Source organism: Bradyrhizobium sp. SZCCHNRI3052 (assembly GCF_032484895.1).
GTDB lineage: Bacteria > Pseudomonadota > Alphaproteobacteria > Rhizobiales > Xanthobacteraceae > Bradyrhizobium.
Window position 1 is genome coordinate 269,830 of record NZ_JAUETW010000005.1, and the last position, 19,453, is coordinate 289,282.

At 66.7% G+C, this 19,453-nt stretch carries 20 protein-coding genes; 9 read left to right on the forward strand and 11 right to left on the reverse strand.

Translation table 11 applies throughout. The features are described from left to right. Positions 1-79: 79 nt before the first annotated feature. Complete coding sequence (locus QW887_RS17070) at positions 80-613, forward strand: hypothetical protein (RefSeq protein WP_315768137.1); 534 nt, start codon at positions 80-82, stop codon at positions 611-613. A 108-nt stretch (positions 614-721) separates the two neighbouring features. Here QW887_RS17070 and QW887_RS17075 read toward each other — a convergent pair whose 3' ends face one another. Continuing rightward, positions 722-1,501 carry a class II aldolase/adducin family protein gene (locus QW887_RS17075; protein ID WP_315768135.1) on the reverse strand — a complete coding sequence of 260 codons (780 nt, stop codon included), beginning with the start codon at positions 1,499-1,501 and terminating at the stop codon, positions 722-724. Positions 1,502-1,606: 105 nt separating this feature from the next. After that, on the reverse strand, positions 1,607-3,259 hold the full coding sequence (locus QW887_RS17080) for a glycosyltransferase family 39 protein (protein WP_315716112.1): 1,653 nt from the start codon (positions 3,257-3,259) through the stop codon (positions 1,607-1,609). A 441-nt stretch (positions 3,260-3,700) separates the two neighbouring features. On the opposite strand from QW887_RS17080, the gene QW887_RS17085 reads away from it, so the two are divergent. Both QW887_RS17085 and QW887_RS17090 read left to right on the forward strand, forming a co-directional pair. Continuing rightward, positions 3,701-4,621: a hypothetical protein gene (locus tag QW887_RS17085; protein ID WP_315716113.1), complete on the forward strand. Its 921-nt coding sequence runs from the start codon at positions 3,701-3,703 to the stop codon at positions 4,619-4,621. A 230-nt stretch (positions 4,622-4,851) separates the two neighbouring features. Next, positions 4,852-5,268, forward strand: a complete 417-nt coding sequence (locus QW887_RS17090) for a MucR family transcriptional regulator (protein ID WP_315716114.1) — start codon at positions 4,852-4,854, stop codon at positions 5,266-5,268. Positions 5,269-5,277: 9 nt separating this feature from the next. On the opposite strand, the gene QW887_RS17095 is transcribed toward QW887_RS17090, so the two are convergent. Continuing rightward, on the reverse strand, positions 5,278-5,703 hold the full coding sequence (locus QW887_RS17095; protein WP_315753075.1) for a SufE family protein: 426 nt from the start codon (positions 5,701-5,703) through the stop codon (positions 5,278-5,280). A 74-nt stretch (positions 5,704-5,777) separates the two neighbouring features. After that, positions 5,778-6,239, reverse strand: a complete 462-nt coding sequence (locus tag QW887_RS17100; RefSeq protein ID WP_315753074.1) for a DUF5330 domain-containing protein — start codon at positions 6,237-6,239, stop codon at positions 5,778-5,780. Between the two features lie 451 nt (positions 6,240-6,690). Between QW887_RS17100 and QW887_RS17105 the strand changes: the two genes are divergently transcribed. From QW887_RS17105 to QW887_RS17115, 3 genes are read left to right on the forward strand one after another with little or no spacing between them, the layout of a single operon-like run. Then, entirely contained in the window at positions 6,691-8,454 is a 1,764-nt protein-coding gene (locus QW887_RS17105) for a PAS domain-containing sensor histidine kinase (protein ID WP_315828257.1), read from the forward strand. After that, entirely contained in the window at positions 8,447-9,139 is a 693-nt protein-coding gene (locus QW887_RS17110; RefSeq protein WP_316194721.1) for a peptidoglycan-binding domain-containing protein, read from the forward strand. The genes QW887_RS17105 and QW887_RS17110 overlap by 8 nt, the downstream gene beginning before the upstream one ends. 50 nt (positions 9,140-9,189) lie before the next feature. Further along, positions 9,190-9,540, forward strand: coding sequence for a DUF1491 family protein (locus tag QW887_RS17115; protein ID WP_316194722.1), 351 nt, complete (start codon positions 9,190-9,192; stop codon positions 9,538-9,540). 32 nt (positions 9,541-9,572) lie between these two features. On the opposite strand, the gene QW887_RS17120 is transcribed toward QW887_RS17115, so the two are convergent. Continuing rightward, positions 9,573-10,526: a DUF2336 domain-containing protein gene (locus QW887_RS17120; RefSeq protein WP_316194723.1), complete on the reverse strand. Its 954-nt coding sequence runs from the start codon at positions 10,524-10,526 to the stop codon at positions 9,573-9,575. A gap of 398 nt (positions 10,527-10,924) precedes the next feature. Here QW887_RS17120 and QW887_RS17125 point away from each other — a divergent pair, with 398 nt between their 5' ends. Further along, positions 10,925-11,113, forward strand: coding sequence for a hypothetical protein (locus QW887_RS17125; RefSeq protein WP_315716121.1), 189 nt, complete (start codon positions 10,925-10,927; stop codon positions 11,111-11,113). Between the two features lie 19 nt (positions 11,114-11,132). Continuing rightward, positions 11,133-11,894, forward strand: a complete 762-nt coding sequence (locus tag QW887_RS17130; protein ID WP_316194724.1) for a hypothetical protein — start codon at positions 11,133-11,135, stop codon at positions 11,892-11,894. Here QW887_RS17130 and QW887_RS17135 read toward each other — a convergent pair. Continuing rightward, positions 11,891-12,790, reverse strand: coding sequence for a LysR family transcriptional regulator (locus QW887_RS17135; protein ID WP_315828261.1), 900 nt, complete (start codon positions 12,788-12,790; stop codon positions 11,891-11,893). The genes QW887_RS17130 and QW887_RS17135 overlap by 4 nt on opposite strands. Positions 12,791-12,887: 97 nt before the next feature. On the opposite strand from QW887_RS17135, the gene QW887_RS17140 reads away from it, so the two are divergent. After that, positions 12,888-13,736, forward strand: a complete 849-nt coding sequence (locus QW887_RS17140; RefSeq protein WP_316194725.1) for an MBL fold metallo-hydrolase — start codon at positions 12,888-12,890, stop codon at positions 13,734-13,736. Here QW887_RS17140 and QW887_RS17145 read toward each other — a convergent pair. The 5 genes from QW887_RS17145 to QW887_RS17165 all read right to left on the reverse strand — a co-directional run bounded on the left by QW887_RS17145 (position 13,723) and on the right by QW887_RS17165 (position 19,401). Further along, positions 13,723-15,213 (reverse strand): acetyl-CoA hydrolase/transferase family protein, encoded by a 1,491-nt coding sequence (locus QW887_RS17145; RefSeq protein ID WP_315716125.1) that lies wholly within the window; start codon positions 15,211-15,213, stop codon positions 13,723-13,725. The genes QW887_RS17140 and QW887_RS17145 overlap by 14 nt on opposite strands. A gap of 108 nt (positions 15,214-15,321) precedes the next feature. Then, complete coding sequence (locus tag QW887_RS17150; protein ID WP_315716126.1) at positions 15,322-15,825, reverse strand: CYTH domain-containing protein; 504 nt, start codon at positions 15,823-15,825, stop codon at positions 15,322-15,324. Between the two features lie 119 nt (positions 15,826-15,944). Beyond that, positions 15,945-16,529 (reverse strand): DUF1254 domain-containing protein, encoded by a 585-nt coding sequence (locus tag QW887_RS17155; RefSeq protein WP_315716127.1) that lies wholly within the window; start codon positions 16,527-16,529, stop codon positions 15,945-15,947. Continuing rightward, positions 16,526-17,107, reverse strand: a complete 582-nt coding sequence (locus QW887_RS17160; RefSeq protein ID WP_315716128.1) for a DUF1214 domain-containing protein — start codon at positions 17,105-17,107, stop codon at positions 16,526-16,528. The genes QW887_RS17155 and QW887_RS17160 overlap by 4 nt, the downstream gene beginning before the upstream one ends. A gap of 14 nt (positions 17,108-17,121) precedes the next feature. After that, positions 17,122-19,401 carry a PBP1A family penicillin-binding protein gene (locus QW887_RS17165; protein ID WP_315753067.1) on the reverse strand — a complete coding sequence of 760 codons (2,280 nt, stop codon included), beginning with the start codon at positions 19,399-19,401 and terminating at the stop codon, positions 17,122-17,124. Between the last annotated feature and the right edge of the window lie 52 nt (positions 19,402-19,453).

Genomic DNA, 19,453 nt, shown 5'->3' on the forward strand with positions numbered 1-19,453 from the left:
AGCTAGGGCGCGGGCGACGTGTCGCCCGCGCCGTAGCAGCATCTGTCTCTGGTGAAAGGAGTGGAAGAGGAGAGACGCCATGAGCGAGCACCGTTTTTCGATCACCGCGGGCAGTGCCGGATTCCATCCGGTCTCGCACTACGAGTCGCCGGCGGACCTGCTGAATGACCGCAAGCTGTCACTGGCCGAGAAGCGGCTGATCCTGTCGTCCTGGGCGTCGGACATGTATGCTGTCGAGTCGCAGCCGGGCCTGCGCAAGATCCCGGGTATCGCCAGGCCGCTTTATTTGGCCGACGTGCTCGGCGCGCTGCGTCAGCTCGACCGCGAGGATCAGCCGCCGCGCCCACGCGGCGGGGCAGCCATGCGCATCGTTCCGCGCGTCGATGTCGAAGCCGATGGCGCCGCGATGGACAGCGCCGCGAGCGGCAGGATGCGGCCCGCCGCCCGCCTGCGGTTCTCGCGCGAGGCCAATGTGCGGCGCTATCGCAAGCTGCTCGCCACCCGCCTTGCCGAGCACGAGCGGCGCTTCGTCGAGCGGCGGCTGGCCGAGGAATTGCAGCAACTGCACGGCCCGTCCGAGCGGCAGGGCATGGCTCGGGCAGGATGCTGCTGACGGGGCACGTCATCGCACGAATAAAAACGCCGCCCGGAATTGGGCGGCGTTTCATTCCGAAAAGCGTAGAGGGTGATGGGTTCAGACTAACCGATCAGCGGGCGACAATCAATTCCGGTAGCCCGGATTGAGGCGATCGAGCCGGCGCAGCAGCGGCGGCCAGACCAGCTGGGTGGAGCGCAGCTCGACGCGATCCTCGTTGTCGAACAGCTTCGCATTCTTGTCGATGACCTCGTCGCGCACGGGATAGGCCGAGGGACCGAGCGTGCGCGTGCGGACCTGGATCGAGCAGGCACGCTCCAAGTGATACATGCGCTCGAAGGCGGAGGCGACCGAGCGGCCGACCGTCAGGGTGCCGTGATTGCGCAAAAGCATGTTGTTCTTGCTGCCGAGGTCGCGCTGCAGCCGCGGCCGCTCGTCATGGTCCAGCGCCACGCCCTCGTAGTCGTGATAGGCGAGGTCGTGGGTCACGTATTGCGCAATCTGGTTCAGTGGCAGCAGGCCGTCGGCGCAGCTCGACACCGCGACGCCGTCGAGCGTGTGCAGATGGATCACGCAGCCGGCATCCTCGCGGACCTCATGGATCGCGGAATGGATGGTGAAGCCGGCGGGATTGATGCTGTACTCGCTCTCGGACAACTGATTGCCGTAGAGGTCGACCTTGATCAGGCTGGAGGCGGTGATCTCCTCGAACAGCAGGCCGTAGGGGTTGATCAGGAAGTGATGCTCGGGGCCGGGCACGCGGGCCGAGATATGAGTGTCCACCAGGTCGTCCCAGCCGAACAGCGCCACCAGGCGGTAGGCGGCGGCGAGATTGACCCGCTGCGACCATTCGGCCTCGGTCATGTTCGACGGCACTTCCTTGAGGCGCGCTTCGGCGGGCGACATGGCATTCTCCGATTTCCAGGGCTGACCCGAGCCTAGGCGGCCCGCCGCCGCGCGACAAGGCGCGGGGCAGGGGGAGCAGTCATGTCGCGCGGCTGAGCAGGCCGCTCACGGCGCCGGGATCGACAGCAGGCTGGAGATGCTGCGGCCGCGGATGTCGTAGACCCGGGCGAACACGACGTCGTCGCGCTTGATCTCGACCATGACAGGGGCAGTCAGTCCCTTGCAGTAGAACTCGCCGAGCGTCATGGCGAAGTCGGCCGCGTGGCTGTCCCAGCCGATGGTGAAATCGGGGCCGAGCGCGACCTGGGCCGGCCGCTGCGGGCCGCAGACCGCGACCTTCCATTTGTGCCCGATCGGCGGCACCTCCTGGCGCTCGTCGAGCTGCTCCTTCAGCCCGTCGGAGGCCTGCTTCAGCGCCAGCCCCCAATAGTCGAGCATGAATCGGGTGTCGGCCTCGCGCACGGTGCCGGCGATGAAGTTGAAGTGGGTGTACTGATAGGGATGCAGCCGGATCATCTCCGCCAGCGGCAGCAGCAGGCCGAAGCAGAACGCGGCGATTGCCACCGGCTGCCAGCTGCGGCGTTCGTCGGCGTTGAGCCACGACAGCAGCCAGGAGAAGGCGATGCCGCCGAGCAGCGCCATCGGCGGGATCACGAACACGAAGTGGCGGATGCCGTTGTAGAGCGCCGGGCGTTTGACGATCGCGATCAGGATCGGCAGCGTCGCCGCCAGCGTCAGCATCAGCAGGATGCTCTTCCGGCGCGCCGGCACGTCGGGCCGCGACAGCGACATGATCGAGGCCACGACGCCGGCGACGAACAGCGCGATCATCAGTTCGGGCAGTTGCAGCGCGAACAGCGTCGGCAAATACGACCAGGGCATGTCCGGCACCGAGACCAGCGCCCCGTCGAACATCTCCTTCCACGGCTTCTCGAAGAAGTGCGAGAAATAGGTCAGGGCCCGGAACGGGTTGGCCGGTTCGATGATCGACCAGGGCCAGATCAGCCCCATGATCAGGTAGCCCAGGATCAGGCCGGGGATCAGCACATAGAGCACGTGGGCGAAGCGGCGGATCGTCTCGCGCGGCCCTTGCGTGCGGTACTCCTCCAAGAACAGCGGCATGAAGCCGACCATCGCATAGACGACAGCCATGCCGCCCAGGATGCGGGAGCCGATCGAAAAGCCGGAGCCGAGGCCGAGGATCAGGATGGTGCGCGGCGAGGGGTAGGGGTACTCCTCGGCAAGGCGCACGAGACCCATCAGCAGCACCACCATGGCGACCGCGAAGGGGGCGTCCTTCGGGTTCATGAACATGTGGCCGTAGAAGATCGGGCACAGCGCCAGCAGCAGCAGCGCGGCGAGGCCGGCCACCGGACCGCCGATGCGACGCGCCAGGCGCCAGGTCACGCCAAGGCCGATCAGCCCGACGACGGCCCCGACCAGCCGGCGCGTCTCGAACAATTCCAGCGGCAGGATCTTGTGCAGCAGGGCTGCAACCATGTCGAAGCCGCCACCGTACATATACAGGTTGGCGAACGACAGCGCCGCCTGGTCCCTGAAACCGGAGCCGTACATGCGCAGCAACAGATCGGCATATTCGGCATGGGTGTAATCGTCCCAGCCGAGGCCGTAATCCCGGAAGGTCAGTCCGGCCACCACCGCGACCGCGGCAAGCACGAACAGTGCAAGATCGTCATACGTCCGCTCGAGGGACCGCCGCGTCGGGGTCTCAAGAACCGAAGTGGTTATCGTTGTCATGGCTGAGTGTGACCCGGCGTCCCCTGGCGACCCCGCTTCCGCGTTTCAGGCCTGTGTTCCCCGCCTCCGTATAGCGCGTCCCGGCTTCCGAGGTGTCGGAATTATGGGAAGGTATGCTTCTCGCAGCGCAGCGGGGACCCGAATTTCGGCTGCTGAGCGCCATATTGGCACAGTCAAATGAACGCCCGCTGAACCACAGGGGCCGGAAGAGCCCGGGAGGAACCTCAATGAATGCCGAGGGTTGGCCGATGTATATTGTGGCGACATCATGACGATGGCTGCACGGCGGACGAGAACTTCAGCAGGATTGGCCGAACTTCCGCTGCAAATTGTCGCGGATTTGGACTAGAAACCGGATTCAAGGACGCGCGCAACCGCAGCTATCTAATGTGATTTCGGTCGGGACACCGTCCGGAACCGGCGCATTAGGGGATGAGTTCGATGATGAGTGCAATGTTGGCCGCCGGAGCCCTCGCCGTGTTGGCCGGGCTCGGGGCGATCGCCTGGGGAATTCCGGTCAAGGAGTTCAGCGTCGGCAATACGCTGATCCTGTCGGGGACCCTTGGCGTCTGCAGCGGGCTGATCCTGTTCGGACTGGCGGCCGTCCTCAGCGAGCTGAAGGTGATTTCGAGCCGGCTGAGGTCGGGTCCGGGCGCCGAGTCCGAGGCCAAGCCTCTGCAGCTCCCGCTCGGCGCCAGCAAGACCGACTTTGAGACCGCCCCGGTGCCGCCGACGGAGGACGTCTGGCGCGAGGGGGGCTCGCCACGTCCGCGTCCCCGCATGCCGGACCTGTCGTCTCCCCTGTCCTCGGGGTTGTCGTCGTCGCCTCTGTCCTCGTCTCCTTTGTCAGGCTCGCTGCGCGCCTCCGAGCCCTTGCCGGCGCCGGACGAGCCGCCAGCCGAACCCGCCGAGCGGCCCAAGCGCAACCTGCTGTTTGCGTCGTCGTCGCGGCGGGAACGGGAGCGCGCGGAGAAGCGCGGCGCCGAGCCGTTGCCGACGGATTTCCGGTCACCGCCCCTCGGCGCACCGCCGCCCATGCCGCTGGACGAGCCTGCCGCGACCGAGTCGGGCCCGTCGGACGGCTGGTCTCGACCGGAGCGGACGCCGGAGCCTCTGCGCCCGCCGTTCCCGCGGCGCTTGGCGCGGGCCGCGCCGGCCTTCGTCGAACCCGAGCCAACCCCGCCGCTGCCTGAGCCGAAGGACCTGGACGCGCCGGCCGTCAGCATCGTCAAGTCGGGTGTGGTGGATGGGATGGCCTATTCGCTCTATTCCGACGGCTCGATCGAGGCGCAGATGCCCGAAGGGATGATGCGCTTTGCGTCGATCGACGAGCTGCGCACCCATCTCGAAGGCCGGACCTGACGCGGCCGGATCACACGGTCAGGTTGAATTCGGCTGGCGTACGGTACGCAGTACTTGGCGGGTGACAGACTTCTCAAGAAGAAGTCCTCACTATCTTGTTATTTTGCCAGTCATTTGCCCATATTGCTTGCAGAATCGCGAGACAACGCTGCCACTCGGCGCGAGTGATACTTGCGATCGAGGGATACTTTGCGATCGACGGTCGCAGGGCGGAGCGGGATGAGGGTTCGATGACCGAAGCGGTCGGCAAGAGCTTTATCGATCTGACGGCCGACATCGTGTCGGCCTATCTCAGCAACAACCCGACACCGGCGGCGGAGATTCCCTCTCTGATCAGCCAGGTGCATGCGGCGCTGACGCGGGTCGCAGCGGGACGAAGCGAGCCCGCGCCGGAGCCGGCGCGGCCAGCGGTCCCGGTGAAGAAATCGATTCACCCGGACTATCTGGTCTGTCTCGAGGACGGCAAGCGCTTCAAGTCGCTGCGGCGACATCTGCGCACGCAGTACAACATGACGCCGGAACAATATCGCGACAAATGGAACCTGCCGCCGGACTATCCGATGGTGGCACCGAACTACGCGGTCACCCGCTCGCAGCTCGCCAAGAAGATGGGCCTGGGCCAGCAGCGGCCCGAGCGGGAGAAGTAGCCGAACCGATCAGGACGCCGTGGCGAGCGCCTCGCGAGCGTCGGCGCGGATGCGCTCGACCATCGAGCGCAGGCCGTTGGAGCGCTGCGGCGTCAGATGCTCGCGGAACCCGAGTTCGTCGAACACCGCGGGCGCATCGATGGTCATGATCTCCTGCGGAGTCCGCCCGGAATACAGCGTCAGCAGAATTGCGATCAGACCACGAACGATGTGGGCGTCGCTGTCGCCGAGATAGTTCAGCACGGGCACGGCGCCGCTGTGATCGACGTGCTTCGACAGCCAGACCTGGCTGGCGCAGCCCTGCACCTTGTTCGCGGCGGAGTGCTCGTCCTCTGGCATCGGCGCCAGGGTGCGGCCGAGCTCGATCACGTAGCGGTAGCGGTCGTCCCAGTCGTCCAGCAGGGCGAAATTGTCGCGGATGTCGTCGATCGTCATGATGCTCTTCGGTCCCGATGTCGGCCTTCATATAGGCGTTCGGGAGGACGAAAGCGACAGTCGGTTCCGTCGCTTCAGGGCGTCGGCGGCAGATGCCATTCGGCGGCGAGATCGTCGGCCGAGAGCGTATCGGCCGGCGCGTCACCCGGCGGAATCTCCTCGAGCACGGGGGCGTCGATCGAGCCGGTGTGATCGTTGCCGCGCTTGTCGAGACTGGCCGGCTTCACCGGGCCGATGAACTTGTCGGCGCCGGCCGGCTTCTCCGCGGCGTCGGACTTGTCGGTGATGATCTGGTAGATCTTGCGCGCGCCTTCCTGGGCGCGGTGGCCGATTACGGTCGCGGCCTGGCCGCCGACCTCGCAGGCCTGCGGCTGGCGCTTGCAGAACTGGCTCATGTCGGAGACGGCCGCGGTCGCGGCCTGCACGGCTTCGTGCGCATTGATCTGCGGCAGCTTGTCGGCGTCCGGGCTCTTCTCGCGCGGCAGCAGCACCAGCACGAGTCCGAGCCAGAATGCCATCCGAAGCAGAAAGAACATCACGCAACCCCGACCGTGCTGCTGATCTCGCGTGCTCAAGTCGCGCAACGGGATCGCAGCTGATTGTTCTATGTCGCGACTGCTTGCATTGGGCTTAATTGGTTGAGATTTCGCGAAGTCGGGCGCTGGATTTTTTTCGGAGTAAATTTTTCATTGGCGCCGGGCGCACGCGCCGTGCAACCGGCTGTAGATCGCGCCGCTTTCGCAACCGCAGGCCCGGCCGGAAACGATGCATTCACCATCCCGGCCGAATGGCGGGCTCACCGCAGTCTGGCCCTTAGCGTTCGCTTAATGCGAGTCTGACACGGTGACTTCCGACGACAGGGGGCGTCCCGGCGCGTTCTCTTTGTGAGAACCACCGACAGGCCGAGGCGCGAGAGCCGTGAGTGTGTTGAGTATCATCCGCGATTGTCTCGATGCGTTATTGCATCCATCGGCTCGAACTGATGCGATGACGCGCGCGCGCCATCGCGCCTTCATCGCGCCGCGCCTGCTGGGCAGCCTCGCCGCCTTCGCCGTGTTTCCTGCCTTTCTCGCGATGCGCGGTGCGCCGAGCGCGCTCGAGGTCGGCGCGCTGTCCTGGCTGATCGCGCCCATTCTGCTGTCCTGGTATCTGTCGCGCACCGGCCGCTACGAGAGCGCCTGCGCGCTGTCGTCGCTGGCACTGTCGGCGCTGATCATGGCGGTGTCGATCGAGACCGGCGGCATCGAATCCTTTGCCGCGGTGTGGCTGATCGTCGTCCCCCTGGAAGCCTCGTTCTCGGCCTCGCGCCGCGTCGTCGTGTTCTCCGCGGGGCTCGCACTGTGCTGCGCGCTGCTGCTGATCCTCATCGGTCATTTCGGCTGGCTGCCGAAGCCCGAGACCAACCCCGCCTTGCGCACCGGGCTGCTCGCGTTCGGCGTCGCCTCAGCCACGCTCTATGCGGCCGTGCTCGCGTTTGCCGCCGACACGCTCGCGCGCACCAGCGTGACGCTGCTGTCGATGGAGGAGGAGCGCTATCGCCTGCTCGCGCGCAATATGAGCGACGTGATCTCCCGTCACCGCCGCAACGGCGCGGTCATGTTCATCTCGCCGGCGGCCGAGACGCTGCTCGGCGCGCCGGTCGCGCAGCTGCACGGCCACGGCCTGTTCGAACGGGTCCATGTCGCCGACCGGCCGGCCTATCTCACGGCGCTGTCGGAAGCGGCGGGCGGCAGCGAAGCCTCGAGTGTCGAGTTCCGCCTGCGCCGCGATGCGCCGGGCGAGGGCCGCGGCTTTCATCATCCGGTCGATTTCATCTGGGTCGAAATGCGTTGCCGCCCGCTCGACCGCATCGGCGTGGCGCCGGGCGGGTCGGAGCAGGAGGTGGTCGCGGTCATGCGCGACGTCACCGATCGCAAGCTGCAGGAGCAGGCGCTCGAATTGGCGCGCAGCGCCGCCGAGCGCGCCGACGCCGCGAAGACGCGATTCCTCGCCACCATGAGCCACGAGCTGCGCACGCCCTTGAACGCCATCATCGGCTTCTCCGAGATGCTGATGCAGGAGCAGGTGCTGGTGCTGAACGCGGCGCGGCGCCGCGAATATGCGCAGCTCATCAATGATTCCGGCCAGCATCTGCTGTCGGTCGTGAACGGCATCCTCGACATGTCGAAGATGGAGTCCGGCAATTTCGAGCTGACGCCGGAGCCGTTTGCGCCGCGAGTGGCGCTTATCAATTGCTGCAACCTGCTGGCGCTGCGGGCGCGCGAGAACGGTGTCGATCTGTCCGCCGACGTGCCGCAGGACCTGCCGATGGTCACCGGTGATCCGCGCGCCTTCAAGCAGATCGTGCTCAACCTCGTCTCCAATGCCATCAAGTTCACCGAGCGCGGCGGCCATGTCACAGTCTCGGCTGGCGTCGACGGCGCGCGCCTGCTGCTGCGAATCACCGACACCGGCGTCGGCATCGCCGCCGATGATCTCAAGCGCATCGGCGATCCGTTCTTCCAGGCCGGCAAGACCTACCAGCGCCGTCACGAGGGAACCGGGCTCGGGCTGTCGATCGTCAAGAGCCTCGTGACCTTGCACGGCGGCGAAATGTCGATAGAAAGCAAGATCGACGAGGGGACCACGGTCACGATCGCGCTGCCGATCAACTTCGTGGCCGAGGCCGCTGCGGGCGCCACCGTCACGCCGCTGTCACCCTCACGCTCCGCCCAGCCAGGGCAGGTCATGCAGGTGAAGAAGAGTGCCTAGACGAGCTGCAGAGGATGATCCGGCGCCGCCGCGCCGTCGCAAGCGTTCCGCTGCGGCTGCGGCCGTCGTCGACGTGGCGGAGGGGCGCGGCTGGCTGCTGCGGGCCATGCTCTACAGCCCGAAGGATCTGTTTGCGGGCCTGCTGGCCTGCGCGGCTGGCAGCGCCATCATCGTCAATGCCGTGTTCCTGCAATCAGGACCGCATCCGGCGCCGATGTTCGGCTCGATTGTGACCATTCCGCCCCATCTGACCAGCTCCAATCCGCTGCCGCGGCCCCGGCCGATGGACATCTCGCCTTTGGATCCGAAGGTGATCGAGACGCGGCCCGCTGAAACCAGGGCGGCGGAGCAGAGGGCGGTCGAGCAGCGCGCCACCGAGCCGCGTCCGGATCAGAAATATGCCGATCCTCTGGCCGATCTCGTCCGCTCGGTCAGCGGCGGTCAGGGCAACGTGCCGCGTCCGCAGCCGACGCAGCAGGGCGGCAATGTCCGTCGTGTCGCCGCGGTCCAGCGTGCGCTGACCGAATACGGCTATGGCCAGTTGAAGCCGACGGGGATGGTCGGCTCCGACACCCTGGCCGCGATCCAGAAGTTCGAGCGCGAGCGCAAGCTGCCGGTAACGGGCCAGGTGTCGGACCGCCTGGTGCGCGAGCTTGCGATTGTCATCGGTCACCCGATCGAATAGAGCAGGGGCGGCTGCGACTTGCAGCGCGCTTGCACCTGCATCGAACCATCATGCGATTGAAGAGCAGCATCTGGGTGAGCGCCTATCTGCGGCGTTGCCAGTCGGCCGGCGCGTTCAGCGCGATCCGCCACCGTGGCGCGGAGGAAGCCGGCGCGGTCTTCGTCAAGGTCGCGATGATGGATGGCACGGCCCAGCTCTATGTTCCCGCCCCGCAGACCGTCTATGACGACAGCCAGCCGATCGACCGCTTCTTCGTACCGATATCGCCGCAGCCGGTCGCGGAAGCGCAGATCGAGGAGCGGCTCGTCAAGGAGCTGCGCTTCGATCCCGACGCCTGGATCATCGAGACCGAGGACAGGCAGGGCCGTCATTTTCTCGATCTCGTGCGCGAGCGTCCCTGATCATCGCTAAGATTCGGGACCGCGATCGCGCGTCAGCGCTTGAAGCCATCGGTTCCCGTGCGCACGATCGGCCTCGTCGCGGTGCCGGCCCGCGCCGTGCTGCCACGGACGTGCTGACGTTCGTCGTCATAGAGCGCCGTGCGATGCTTGGCCCTGATCGCGGCCATCCCGGAGCCGCGCCAGGCCGCCAGCATGATCAGCGCCGCGCGCTCGCTGAGCCGTTCGTAGAAGCGTGACAGCCGAAACACGGTCTGGACGGACTGGCCCATCTCGGGCTTGAGGAACAGCAGTACGCGCTCGAACACCGGCGCCGGCATGCCGAGCGCCTTTGCGGCGCAGGCCAGCGGCTCGCCATGGGGATCGTTGACAACCTCGCGGGTCATGCGTGAGGGCAGGATCAGGCTCTCGCCGAGCTCGATCGTGAACGTCTCGACGTCGGCGTTGAACGCGGCCATCTCCAGCGCCTCGATCGCATGCACCGCGCGGTGCAACGGCGTCGGCGCGGCGGGCCTCAGCGGCGTGGTGGCGAGGTTCTGCAGGATGGCGATGCGTTCGTGCGAGGCGGCGCGCATGAACATCTCGCTGAGCTCGGCGGCATCCTTCGGCTGCATCGACAATCCGGACGCCGCGTCGTCGCGCGGCGGGATCGGAGGCGACGAACGAAGCGATGCGGGAATGGGGCCGGCGAGCGGCGGCGCCGGCTCGCTCTGCGGCGGGCGCAAGCCCAGCTTGTTCAGGATCTCGATCGGCGTCGCCGGATAGATCGCCAGCCGCGCACGCACCGCCGCACGGGTCGCATCGTCGACGTCGTCGACCAGACGGGAGGCCAATTCGACGAACTGCCGCTCCTCGTCGGCGGAATGCGCGCTCGCCTGGACATAGAGGTCGGTCAGCACGCGCAGCAGAGTGGGCTTGATGTCGACGCCCTCGCGGCGCGAGAGCGTGAGCAACCCGTCGAAGCCGGGGAACAGCGATGATCTTGTCATGTCGGGGTACGCAACTTCGGCAATCGTTGCGCCGATTAGAGCGGAGTTGTTTTAATACGGCGTTAAGGAAAACAATCGGTGAAGATGGGCCGAAATGACCCGGTGAGACAAAGGCGCAACGCTGGCTTGCCTTCTCTCCCGCCGGTGCACGCGATCCGTGTCGGGCGGCCCGCGCATTAATATCCTCTTAACCACGTCCTGATCTTAATCGATCCGTTCGATGATCTCGCCTTGGCCGCGTCACGCGGCCAGCCTGATCTTCGCCGCGCCGAATGCCAACGTGCAGCTTCATGCGCCGGCATTCGTGATCGTCAGTTCTGCGTGCCCTCTTGCCTGCGAAGTTCGGGCGACGGGGAGTTTTCAGGGGGTAAGAACTTCGGGCACGAAAGAGAGTGGACATGGCGACCATCATTGAATTCCCGGCGGACGTTGCGCGTCGCGCGCGGCCTGCCGTGACCGGCGCGCCGCAGGAGGGCATGGGAACGATCCTGATTCTTCCCGTCGTTCGGATCGAGCGCGAGACCACGACCGACGATAGCGGGCCCCGCGAGGGCACAGCGCCAAGCCGCCGCCGCCGTCGCCGCTGACAGGTCGGGGGAAACGAGAATGCCGGCCATCGTGAATCCGGTCCGGCGCGCGCCGCCGGTGTTCGTACTCGTTCTCGTCGGCGGACTGCTCGGCGCCTGCAGCGGCGGCGATTTCGGCCGCACCCGCGCCGACATGCGCAATGACGACATGCACAAATGGATCGGGGCGGAAGCCACCGCCAGCGTCGGCGTCAAGCCGTCGCAGTTCCAACTGACCGACAATGAGCGCCAGCTGCGCGATCTCGCTTATCCGCTGATCGAGCCACCGCATTCGCGCCCTGCCTGGAAGAGCGTGTTCGGCGACTATCAGCCGTCGGCCTCGCCGTGGCGCCAGAAGGTCGTGTTCGACCGCACAGCCTATGGGCGGGCCTTGATCGACGAGCCGCACCGCTCGCACGCCTCGCGCTACACCCAGCTGATCGACGACGTGCGCGACGACATCACCCGCTTCGAGCCGTTCTTCGCGTCGGCCATCCGCGTCATCGATCTCGATCGCAAGCGCGATGCCAGCATGAAATACATGACCGAGCTCTCGCCGCGCGAGCAAGCCGATGCGGTCGCGCGCATGCAGGAGAACTCGCTGATCGTGCAATGGGTGCAGATCAGCCTGGAGCAGCGCGTCTCGTCCTACCGCTGGGCCTTGGAGCGCCTGGTGCTGCAGGCGCCCGACGGCATGGCCGCCGAGGCCGATCGCCTGATCCACGAACTGGCGGCTCAGACCGCCAATCCGCCGGTCGCCGCGCGGCCCCTGATCGAACGGCCGCTGACGACGCGGGGCTAGCCCGGCGCGACCTTGCTCCGGCGCCGGCCTGGCTTGGCCGGTGCTCCCTTTTGCCGCCCTGCTGTCGCACGGAGCTTCTGCGGCGCTGCCGCGCGCAGCGTCGCGATCAAGATCTTCAGCGCCTCGGATGGAGCACGCGCGGCGGAGTAGGCGAGTCCGACCTGGCGCTTCAACGTCATCTCGATCTCGCGGACCGCAACGTCGCTTCGGCCGTGCACGACGCCCTCGGGAACGATCGCGACGCCGACGCCGGCGGCGACCAGCGCCAGGGCCCAATCCTCGGTTTCGGCGATGGCGGCGATCTCGCGCGGCCCGCCGCTGCGTCGCGCCAGCGCGCTGTGCTCGCAATGGCAGCGGTCGATCATGGCGACGTCGGCGAGGTCGGCCGCGCGCAGGCGCGGCTTCAGCGTGAGCGGATGCGCAAGCGGCAAAGCCGCGACATAGCGCTCGCTCCACAGCGGCAGGAAATGCTCGCCGTCGCCGACCAGGCTCTTTGAGACGATGCGTCCGTCGGCCCGCTCGGTCGGACCGACGATGTGAAGCCTGAGATCCTCGCGCGCCGTCAGCGGCTTGAGCAGCGCGGTCACGCGCCGGCCGTCGAGGGTGCGCATGAGCCCGAGCTTGAGCGCCTGCTTCGGTGCGCCGTGCCGGAACAGGTTGCGGGCGGCATCGGCTTCGCCGACGATCCGGCGCGCGATCGGCTGCAGGCGCTCGGCCGCCTCCAGCGGCACGACACCCTTGCGGTGGCGGAGGAACAGCTCGGTGCCGAGCTCGGCCTCGAGGTTGGCGATCGCCAGCGAAATCGATGGCTGCGAGACGAAGCAGCGCGCCGCTGCCCTGGTCAGGCTGCGTTCCTCGAACACGGCGGAGAAATAGCGGAGCTCGCGGATATCCATAGGAGTAGCCTATGACATGTATCACTCATCAATATTTTACTTATCTCAGTCCGGCACGCAAGGATGCGCCCGATGTCGGCAATGAAGGAGAAGATCGATGCGCGTCCACCACCTCAACACCGGCACGATGTGTCCACGCGGCGGTCGGCTGGTGAGCGGCAGCGGCGGCCTGTTCGCGCGCGCCCGCCTCGTCTGCCACTGCCTGCTGATCGAAAGCGATGACGGCCTGGTCCTGGTCGACACCGGCATCGGCACCGGTGACATCGCCGCGCCCGCACGATTGGGGGCACGCTGGGTGAGGCAGGCCGCGCCGCTTCTCGATGCGTCGGAGACGGCGCTGCAGCAGGTAAAGGCATTGGGCTTCTCGCCCGACGACGTCAGGCACATCCTGCTCACGCATCTCGACCGGGACCACGCCGGCGGCATCGGCGATTTCCCGAAGGCCAAGGTGCACGTTCATCGCGGGGAGCATGCGATGGCCGTCGAGGGGTCTCCGGCGCCGCCGCGCGGTCGCTATATCGCCGGCCAATGGCGGCATCGTCCCGACTGGCAGTTCTACGGCGACGACGGCGAGGACTGGTTCGGCTTTCGCGGTGTCCGCGCTGCCGTGGATCGCAGCGGCGACATCCTGATCGTTCCGCTGCCGGGCCATACCCGCGGCCATTGCGGCGTCGCCGTGCGACGCGGCGACAAATGGCTGCTGCACGCCGGCGATGCCTATTTCTTCCACGGCCAGCTCGACGCCCGCCCACGCATGCCGCTGCTGCTCGGGCTGTTCCAGCGCAAGGGCGATCAGGATCGCACGATGCGTGTCGCCAACCAGGAGCGGCTGCGGCGCTTGAAATGCGACCATGGCGACCGGGTCACGATCGTGAACAGCCACGATCCCGTCGCCTACGAGGCGTGCCGCTGCGGTGATCGGGCCGCAGCGCTCATTCCGGCCTGAGCAGGCGGAACGCCTCCTCGAGCAGATGCGGCGTGTGCTTGCCGGTCGAATCGCGGCAGGCGCGTTCGAAATAATCCGCCAGCGCCGGCCGGAATTTTGGATGCGCCGCCTGATCGATGATGGTGCGGGCGCGCTGTTTGGGCGACAGGCCGCGCAGATCGGCGAGGCCGCGCTCGGTCACCAGAACCTGCACGTCGTGCTCGGTGTGGTCGACATGGGTGACCATCGGCACGATGCAGGAGATCGTCCCATTCTTCGCCGTCGAGGGCGTCATGAAGATCGACAGATAGGCGTTGCGGGCGAAGTCCCCGGAGCCGCCGATGCCGTTCATGATGCTGCTGCCGCGCACGTGGGTCGAGTTGACGTTGCCGTAGATGTCGGCCTCGATCATGCCGTTCATGGCGATGACGCCGAGCCGGCGGATCACCTCGGGGTGGTTGGAGATCTCCTGCGGCCGCAGCACGATGCGGTCGCGCAGGAACTCGATCTCGCGGTTGAATTCGATCGCCGCTTCCGAGCTCAGCGACAATGCCGTCGCGGAGGCGAGATCCATCCGCCCCGAGCGGATCAGGTTCAGCATGCCGTCCTGCAGCACCTCGGTGTAGGCGGTGAGATGCGGGAACGGCCCGTCGTCGAGCCCGGCCATCACGGCGTTCGCGACGTTGCCGACGCCCGATTGCAGCGGCAGCAGATTGCGCGGCAGGCGGCCCTGCTTCACCTCGTGCGCGAAGAACTCCAGGATGTGCCCGGCGATCGCGCCGGAGACGTCGTCGGGGGCGGCGAAGCTCGTGTTGCGGTCGGGCGCGTGGGTCTCGACGACCGCGATGACCTTGTCCGGATTGCAGCGATAGGTGGTCTCGCCGATGCGGTCGCCGGGCGCCACGATCGGGATCGGCTTGCGATGCGGTGGCAGGCGGGTGCCGTAATAGACGTCGTGCATGCCGAGCAGCGCCGGGTTCATCCACGAATTGACCTCGATGATGACGCGGTCCGCCAGATCGAGCCAGGTCTTGTTGTTGCCGATCGAGGTCGATGGGATCAGCCGCCCGTCGGGCAGGATGCCGGCGCATTCGATCACGGCGACGTCGAGATGGCCGAGAAAACCGAACCACACGAACTGTGCGACATGGCTGAGATGCAGATCGATATAGTCGATGCTGCCGGCGTTGATGCGCTGTCGTGTCGCCGGATCGGACTGATAGGGCAGGCGCAGGTCGATGCCATCAGCCCGGGCGAGCGCGCCGTCGAGCTCGGGCGCCGTGCTCGCCCCGGTCCACACGCCGACGCGGAACGGCTCGCCGCGCGCATGCGCGGCTTCGATCCGGCGCGCCAGCGCGAGCGGCACCGCCTTCGGGTAGCCCGACCCGGTGAAGCCGCTCATGCCGACATGGTTGCCGGGCTCGACCAGCGCGGCCGCCGCGTCGGCCGACATGATCTTGGCGCGCAGCGCCTGTGACATCACCTGCGATGAACTCATCGTGCAAACTCCATGCGCGATCGTTCAGACCGCCAAGTCCGCGCTGTTTAAGGTGTGCCCTCGACGGGTAATTTGACAGGGGTCAAGCCGCAACGGCCCGTACGTGCATCACAGCCCTGCAAGGCGCGCGCGCCGCAGCTCCCGGACTTTCGCCGCCCGCGAGCGCTCCGTCAGCATGTTGGCCTTGCTGTAGCGCGGATCGCCGGTGACCTCGTCGCCGACCCAGTCGGGAAGGGTCACGACGGTCGTTTCGGTCGGCAGCTCGATCTCGGCGATGACGACGCCTTCGAGCGCGTCGTGGTAGACGTCGACTTCCCAGACGCCGCTTTCGGCCGGCACATAGTGACGCGTCTTCTCGAGGATGCGTCCGTTGCAATGCGCGAACAGCATCGCGGCGTGGTCCGCGGGAATATCGTACTCGAATTCATCTCGGGTCAGGCCGCGGCGGCCGCTCTTCACGCACAGCGTCGTCCGGTTGCCATAGCAGCGAACGCGGACCTTGAGGCCGTCCTGACGCGCGACGAGGCCGTCGCGAAGGCGTTCACTGTGCGTCGCCTGATCCCGCCAAGCATCGGACTTGACGAGAAACTTCCGTTCGATTTCGAGAGGCATGACCTGATGTTGAGCGAAGCGCCGCCGTCCTCATACGTCATAGCAGCGGCGCGCGACAACGACTATGCCACCAAGGATGAAGAGAGTGTTGTCGAATTCATCCAGGACGTCGTATTGACTTATCGTTTGCCGCGCGGCTTCTCGGCCTTGGCCGGTGCCTCGGTCTGTACGCCGCAGCTTGCCGCTGCAAGGGAGGCCTGCGCCTGCGGCATGAGGCCCGGCTCGGCGGCAAGGGCCTTCAGCACGATCAACCCGGTCGTGGTCGGCGAATCGATGATCAGCCGGTCGGCGGCCGTGATCTCCTCGTCCTCGGGCAGGTCTTCGTGCTGAGCCTCGGTCATCAGGTTGAGCTCGATCACGCGCTTGCCGGCGGAGCGGTCGTTGATGGCGTAGTAGGCGATCTCGTTGCGCGTGTAGAACGACACGGACGTATAGGCCTGGCTCACCGGGACCGTGAGCTTCAGCGGTCCGTCGGACAGATCGTAGCGGCAGATCGCCATGGCGAACGCCGGATCCATGAACGGCATCGGTGAATTGCCGGGATCGGCCAATGGCAACTGCGTCACGGCGTTCAGCTTGGTCATCGGCGTCAGCCGGGAGTAGGCGTCCTGGGTCGAGATCCGCGGCAGCGCCAGCACGCTGACGAGATGGACCACGCCGCCGAGCAGCACGCCGACCACGACCGTGAACAGCAGCCGGATCATGATGGGCAACCTACTGTCGTGATCGACGGCATCGGTGCGTCGCGCTGCGTGCGGGTCGCGACGCCGACCGGCGTGTCGTAGAGCCGCAGCATCAGCGCGTAGCGCTCGATGCCGCCGGTCGGCAGCCAGTTGCCGGAGCGCGAGCGCGCGGCGACACGAATCTCGAAGGAGCCATCGGCACCTCGTACCAGCTCCTGGCTGGTGAAGCCGTAGCGCTGCAGCGTGTTGGCGACGAGGTGGCCCTTGCGGTCGTAGAGCGTGAGCGTCCAGAACCGGGCGGGTGGCGTGACGCCGCTGACCAGGATGTCGCAGCGCCCGTCGAGCGGCTTCCTCTTGTCGTCCGTGGTGGCGGTGAAGGCCACGCCGTCGCCGGTGCCGATCGGCAATTCGCCATTGCGGGTGATGGTCGCGCGCGCATAGGGGTCGACATCGGCCGTGCCTGTTTTCGGACGCGCCGTCCAGGCGCCGATCGTCAGCGTACCAAACTCGGTGCCGCGGGTCGTCGTCATCCACGTCGCGCCGATGCCGACGCCGGTGGCGATCAGGAGCGTAACCAAGGTGATGAAGAGCAGCCGCACGGGGATCGCTGACGTCAGTTCTTGCGCAGGGCAGGGATGGTCACGCCGTCGGCCGTTGCCGCGGCGTAGTTCTCAGGGAAGGCCAGCGCGCTCGATGAGACCGGCTTGCCGGGCTTGCGCGGATCGGCAGGCGCGGCCTTCTCAGCGAGGCGCGCCGCATCGTCCAGCATCTTCTCGACCTGAACCAGCACCTCGGCGCCGCGGCGGGTCAGGATCGGCGGCGGACCGGGCTTGATCTCCAGGGTCTTCGGCTGGCCGGCCTGTGCCATCGCGGCGGACGCCGACTGCGGCAGCTTTTCGCCCATGCCGACGCCGGGCAGCTCCTTGACCTCGACGCCCTGATGCGCGGCGACCATGATGTCATGCCACGTCTGCGCCGGCAGCGAGCCGCCGGTCATACGGTTGGTCGGCGAATAGTCGTCATTGCCGTACCAGACCGCGCAGGTGAAGTTGCCGGTGTAGCCGACGAACCAGGCGTCCCGATAGGCGTTGGTGGTGCCGGTCTTGCCGGCGGTCGGAATGCCGTCGAGTGCGGCGCGGCGTGCGGTGCCTTCGCTGACCACGTGGCTCATCATGCCCGCCATGTCGGCAGCAACCGAGGCCGGGATTGCCTGCTTCGGCTTCGGCCCGTCACGGTCCCAGCGCCAGACCAGGTCGCCGGCGCCGGTGCGGACCTCCAGCACGGAATGCGGCGTCACCGCCTTGCCCTTGTTCGGGAAGGTCGCATAGGCGACCGCATGCTCCAGCACCGTGACCTCGTCGGAGCCGATCGGCATCGACGGCGTGTCGGGCAGCGGCGCCTTGAGCCCGAAGCGCCGCGCGACCTCGATGATCTTGGCACGGCCGGCCTTCGGACCCTCCTTGCCGCCGAGCGCGATCGACAGCTTGACCGGGACGACGTTGATCGAGCGGGTGATCGCCTGCGTCAGCGTCACCGAGCCGGAATAGGAATGGCCATAATTCTGCGGGCACCAGTTGCCGATGCAGACCGGGCCGTCGACCACGATCGAGGTCGGCTTGAAGCCGTTCAGCAGCGCGGTGGTGTAGACGTAAGGCTTGAACGACGATCCCGGCTGCCGGTAGGCGTCGACTGCGCGGTTGAACTGGCTGGCACCATAGTCGCGGCCGCCGACCATGGCGCGGATGCCGCCGTCGAGGTCGGAGACGACGGTTGCCGCCTGGGTCGCGTGATAGTCGCGGCCGAACTGGCGCAACTGGTTCTCGATCGCCTCGTCGGCCGCATGCTGCACCGTCATGTCGATCGAGGTCCGCACCACGAAGACGCGCTCGGTGTAGGACTTCGGGAACGTGTCGACCAGCTTGCGCATCTCGTCGAAGGCGTAGTCGAGGAAGTAGTTCGGCGAGCTTTCGTCGCGGCGGTCGACCGCGAAGGCCGGGTTGCGGCGGGCGCCGAACACCTGGCCTTCGGTCATGAACCCGGCATCGACCAGATTGTCGAGCACGACGTTGGCGCGGGCGCGGGCGGCCGGCAGGTTGATGTGGGGGGCGAACTTGGTCGGCGCCTTGAACAGCCCGGCCAGCATCGCGGCTTCGGCGAGGTTGATGTCGCGCACCGACTTGTTGAAATAGAAGTGTGCCGCGCCGTCGACGCCGAAGGTGCCGCCGCCCATATAGGCGCGGTCGAGATAGAGCTTGAGGATCTCGTTCTTGGTCAGCCGGGTTTCCAGCCAGATCGCCAGGAACGCCTCATTGACCTTGCGCTCGATGGTGCGCTCGTTGGACAGGAACAGGTTCTTGGCGAGCTGCTGGCTGATCGAGGAGCCGCCCTGGCGGACGCCGCCGGCCTGGGCGTTGGTGACGAGGGCGCGCGCCGTGCCGGCAATGTCGATGCCGAAATGGTCGTAGAAGCGGCGGTCCTCGGTGGCGAGCGTCGCCTTGATCAGATTGTCCGGGAAGTCCTCCAGCGGAATCGAATCGTTGTGCTTGATGCCGCGGCTGCCGATCGGGTTGCCGTAGCGGTCGAGGAAGGTGACGGCGAGGTCGGACTTCTTCAGCCAGTCCTCATCGGCAGTTTCGCGGAAGGCGGGGATCGCGAGCGCCAGCATCAGCACCAAACCGCCGAGCCCGATCGTGGCCGCCTCCGAGAACGGCTCGACGAACACCCAGCGCTTCCAGCCGCCGACATAGAAGCGGTCCATGAACGCCGAATAGCGCTCATACAGCTCGCGGGTGCCGCGCAGGGAGGAGAACAGCGCCGAATCGAAGCGGGCGTCGAGATCCAGGCGGAAATTGTTGATCCGCTTCTTCCAATCGTCTGGAATGATCTGCCGCACGGGAACCCTGGTCGTTTCGAAAGCGTGTCAGCTGGCTTCGAAAGCACTCAGC

Excerpts from the sequence above, each read along its gene's own strand:
- QW887_RS17155 (WP_315716127.1), bottom strand. The coding sequence starts at position 16,529 with ATGATCCGGCTGCTGTTCACGGTCGTGGTCGGCGTGCTGCTCGGCGGC.
- QW887_RS17095 (WP_315753075.1), bottom strand. The coding sequence starts at position 5,703 with ATGACGATCGACGACATCCGCGACAATTTCGCCCTGCTGGACGACTGG.
- QW887_RS17135 (WP_315828261.1), bottom strand. The coding sequence starts at position 12,790 with ATGGATATCCGCGAGCTCCGCTATTTCTCCGCCGTGTTCGAGGAACGC.
- QW887_RS17150 (WP_315716126.1), bottom strand. The coding sequence starts at position 15,825 with ATGCCTCTCGAAATCGAACGGAAGTTTCTCGTCAAGTCCGATGCTTGG.
- QW887_RS17070 (WP_315768137.1), top strand. The coding sequence starts at position 80 with ATGAGCGAGCACCGTTTTTCGATCACCGCGGGCAGTGCCGGATTCCAT.
- QW887_RS17130 (WP_316194724.1), top strand. The coding sequence starts at position 11,133 with ATGCCGGCCATCGTGAATCCGGTCCGGCGCGCGCCGCCGGTGTTCGTA.
- QW887_RS17115 (WP_316194722.1), top strand. The coding sequence starts at position 9,190 with ATGCGATTGAAGAGCAGCATCTGGGTGAGCGCCTATCTGCGGCGTTGC.
- QW887_RS17075 (WP_315768135.1), bottom strand. The coding sequence starts at position 1,501 with ATGTCGCCCGCCGAAGCGCGCCTCAAGGAAGTGCCGTCGAACATGACC.
- QW887_RS17100 (WP_315753074.1), bottom strand. The coding sequence starts at position 6,239 with ATGTTCTTTCTGCTTCGGATGGCATTCTGGCTCGGACTCGTGCTGGTG.
- QW887_RS17120 (WP_316194723.1), bottom strand. The coding sequence starts at position 10,526 with ATGACAAGATCATCGCTGTTCCCCGGCTTCGACGGGTTGCTCACGCTC.
- QW887_RS17090 (WP_315716114.1), top strand. The coding sequence starts at position 4,852 with ATGACCGAAGCGGTCGGCAAGAGCTTTATCGATCTGACGGCCGACATC.
- QW887_RS17145 (WP_315716125.1), bottom strand. The coding sequence starts at position 15,213 with ATGAGTTCATCGCAGGTGATGTCACAGGCGCTGCGCGCCAAGATCATG.
- QW887_RS17085 (WP_315716113.1), top strand. The coding sequence starts at position 3,701 with ATGATGAGTGCAATGTTGGCCGCCGGAGCCCTCGCCGTGTTGGCCGGG.
- QW887_RS17125 (WP_315716121.1), top strand. The coding sequence starts at position 10,925 with ATGGCGACCATCATTGAATTCCCGGCGGACGTTGCGCGTCGCGCGCGG.
- QW887_RS17140 (WP_316194725.1), top strand. The coding sequence starts at position 12,888 with ATGCGCGTCCACCACCTCAACACCGGCACGATGTGTCCACGCGGCGGT.
- QW887_RS17105 (WP_315828257.1), top strand. The coding sequence starts at position 6,691 with ATGACGCGCGCGCGCCATCGCGCCTTCATCGCGCCGCGCCTGCTGGGC.
- QW887_RS17080 (WP_315716112.1), bottom strand. The coding sequence starts at position 3,259 with ATGACAACGATAACCACTTCGGTTCTTGAGACCCCGACGCGGCGGTCC.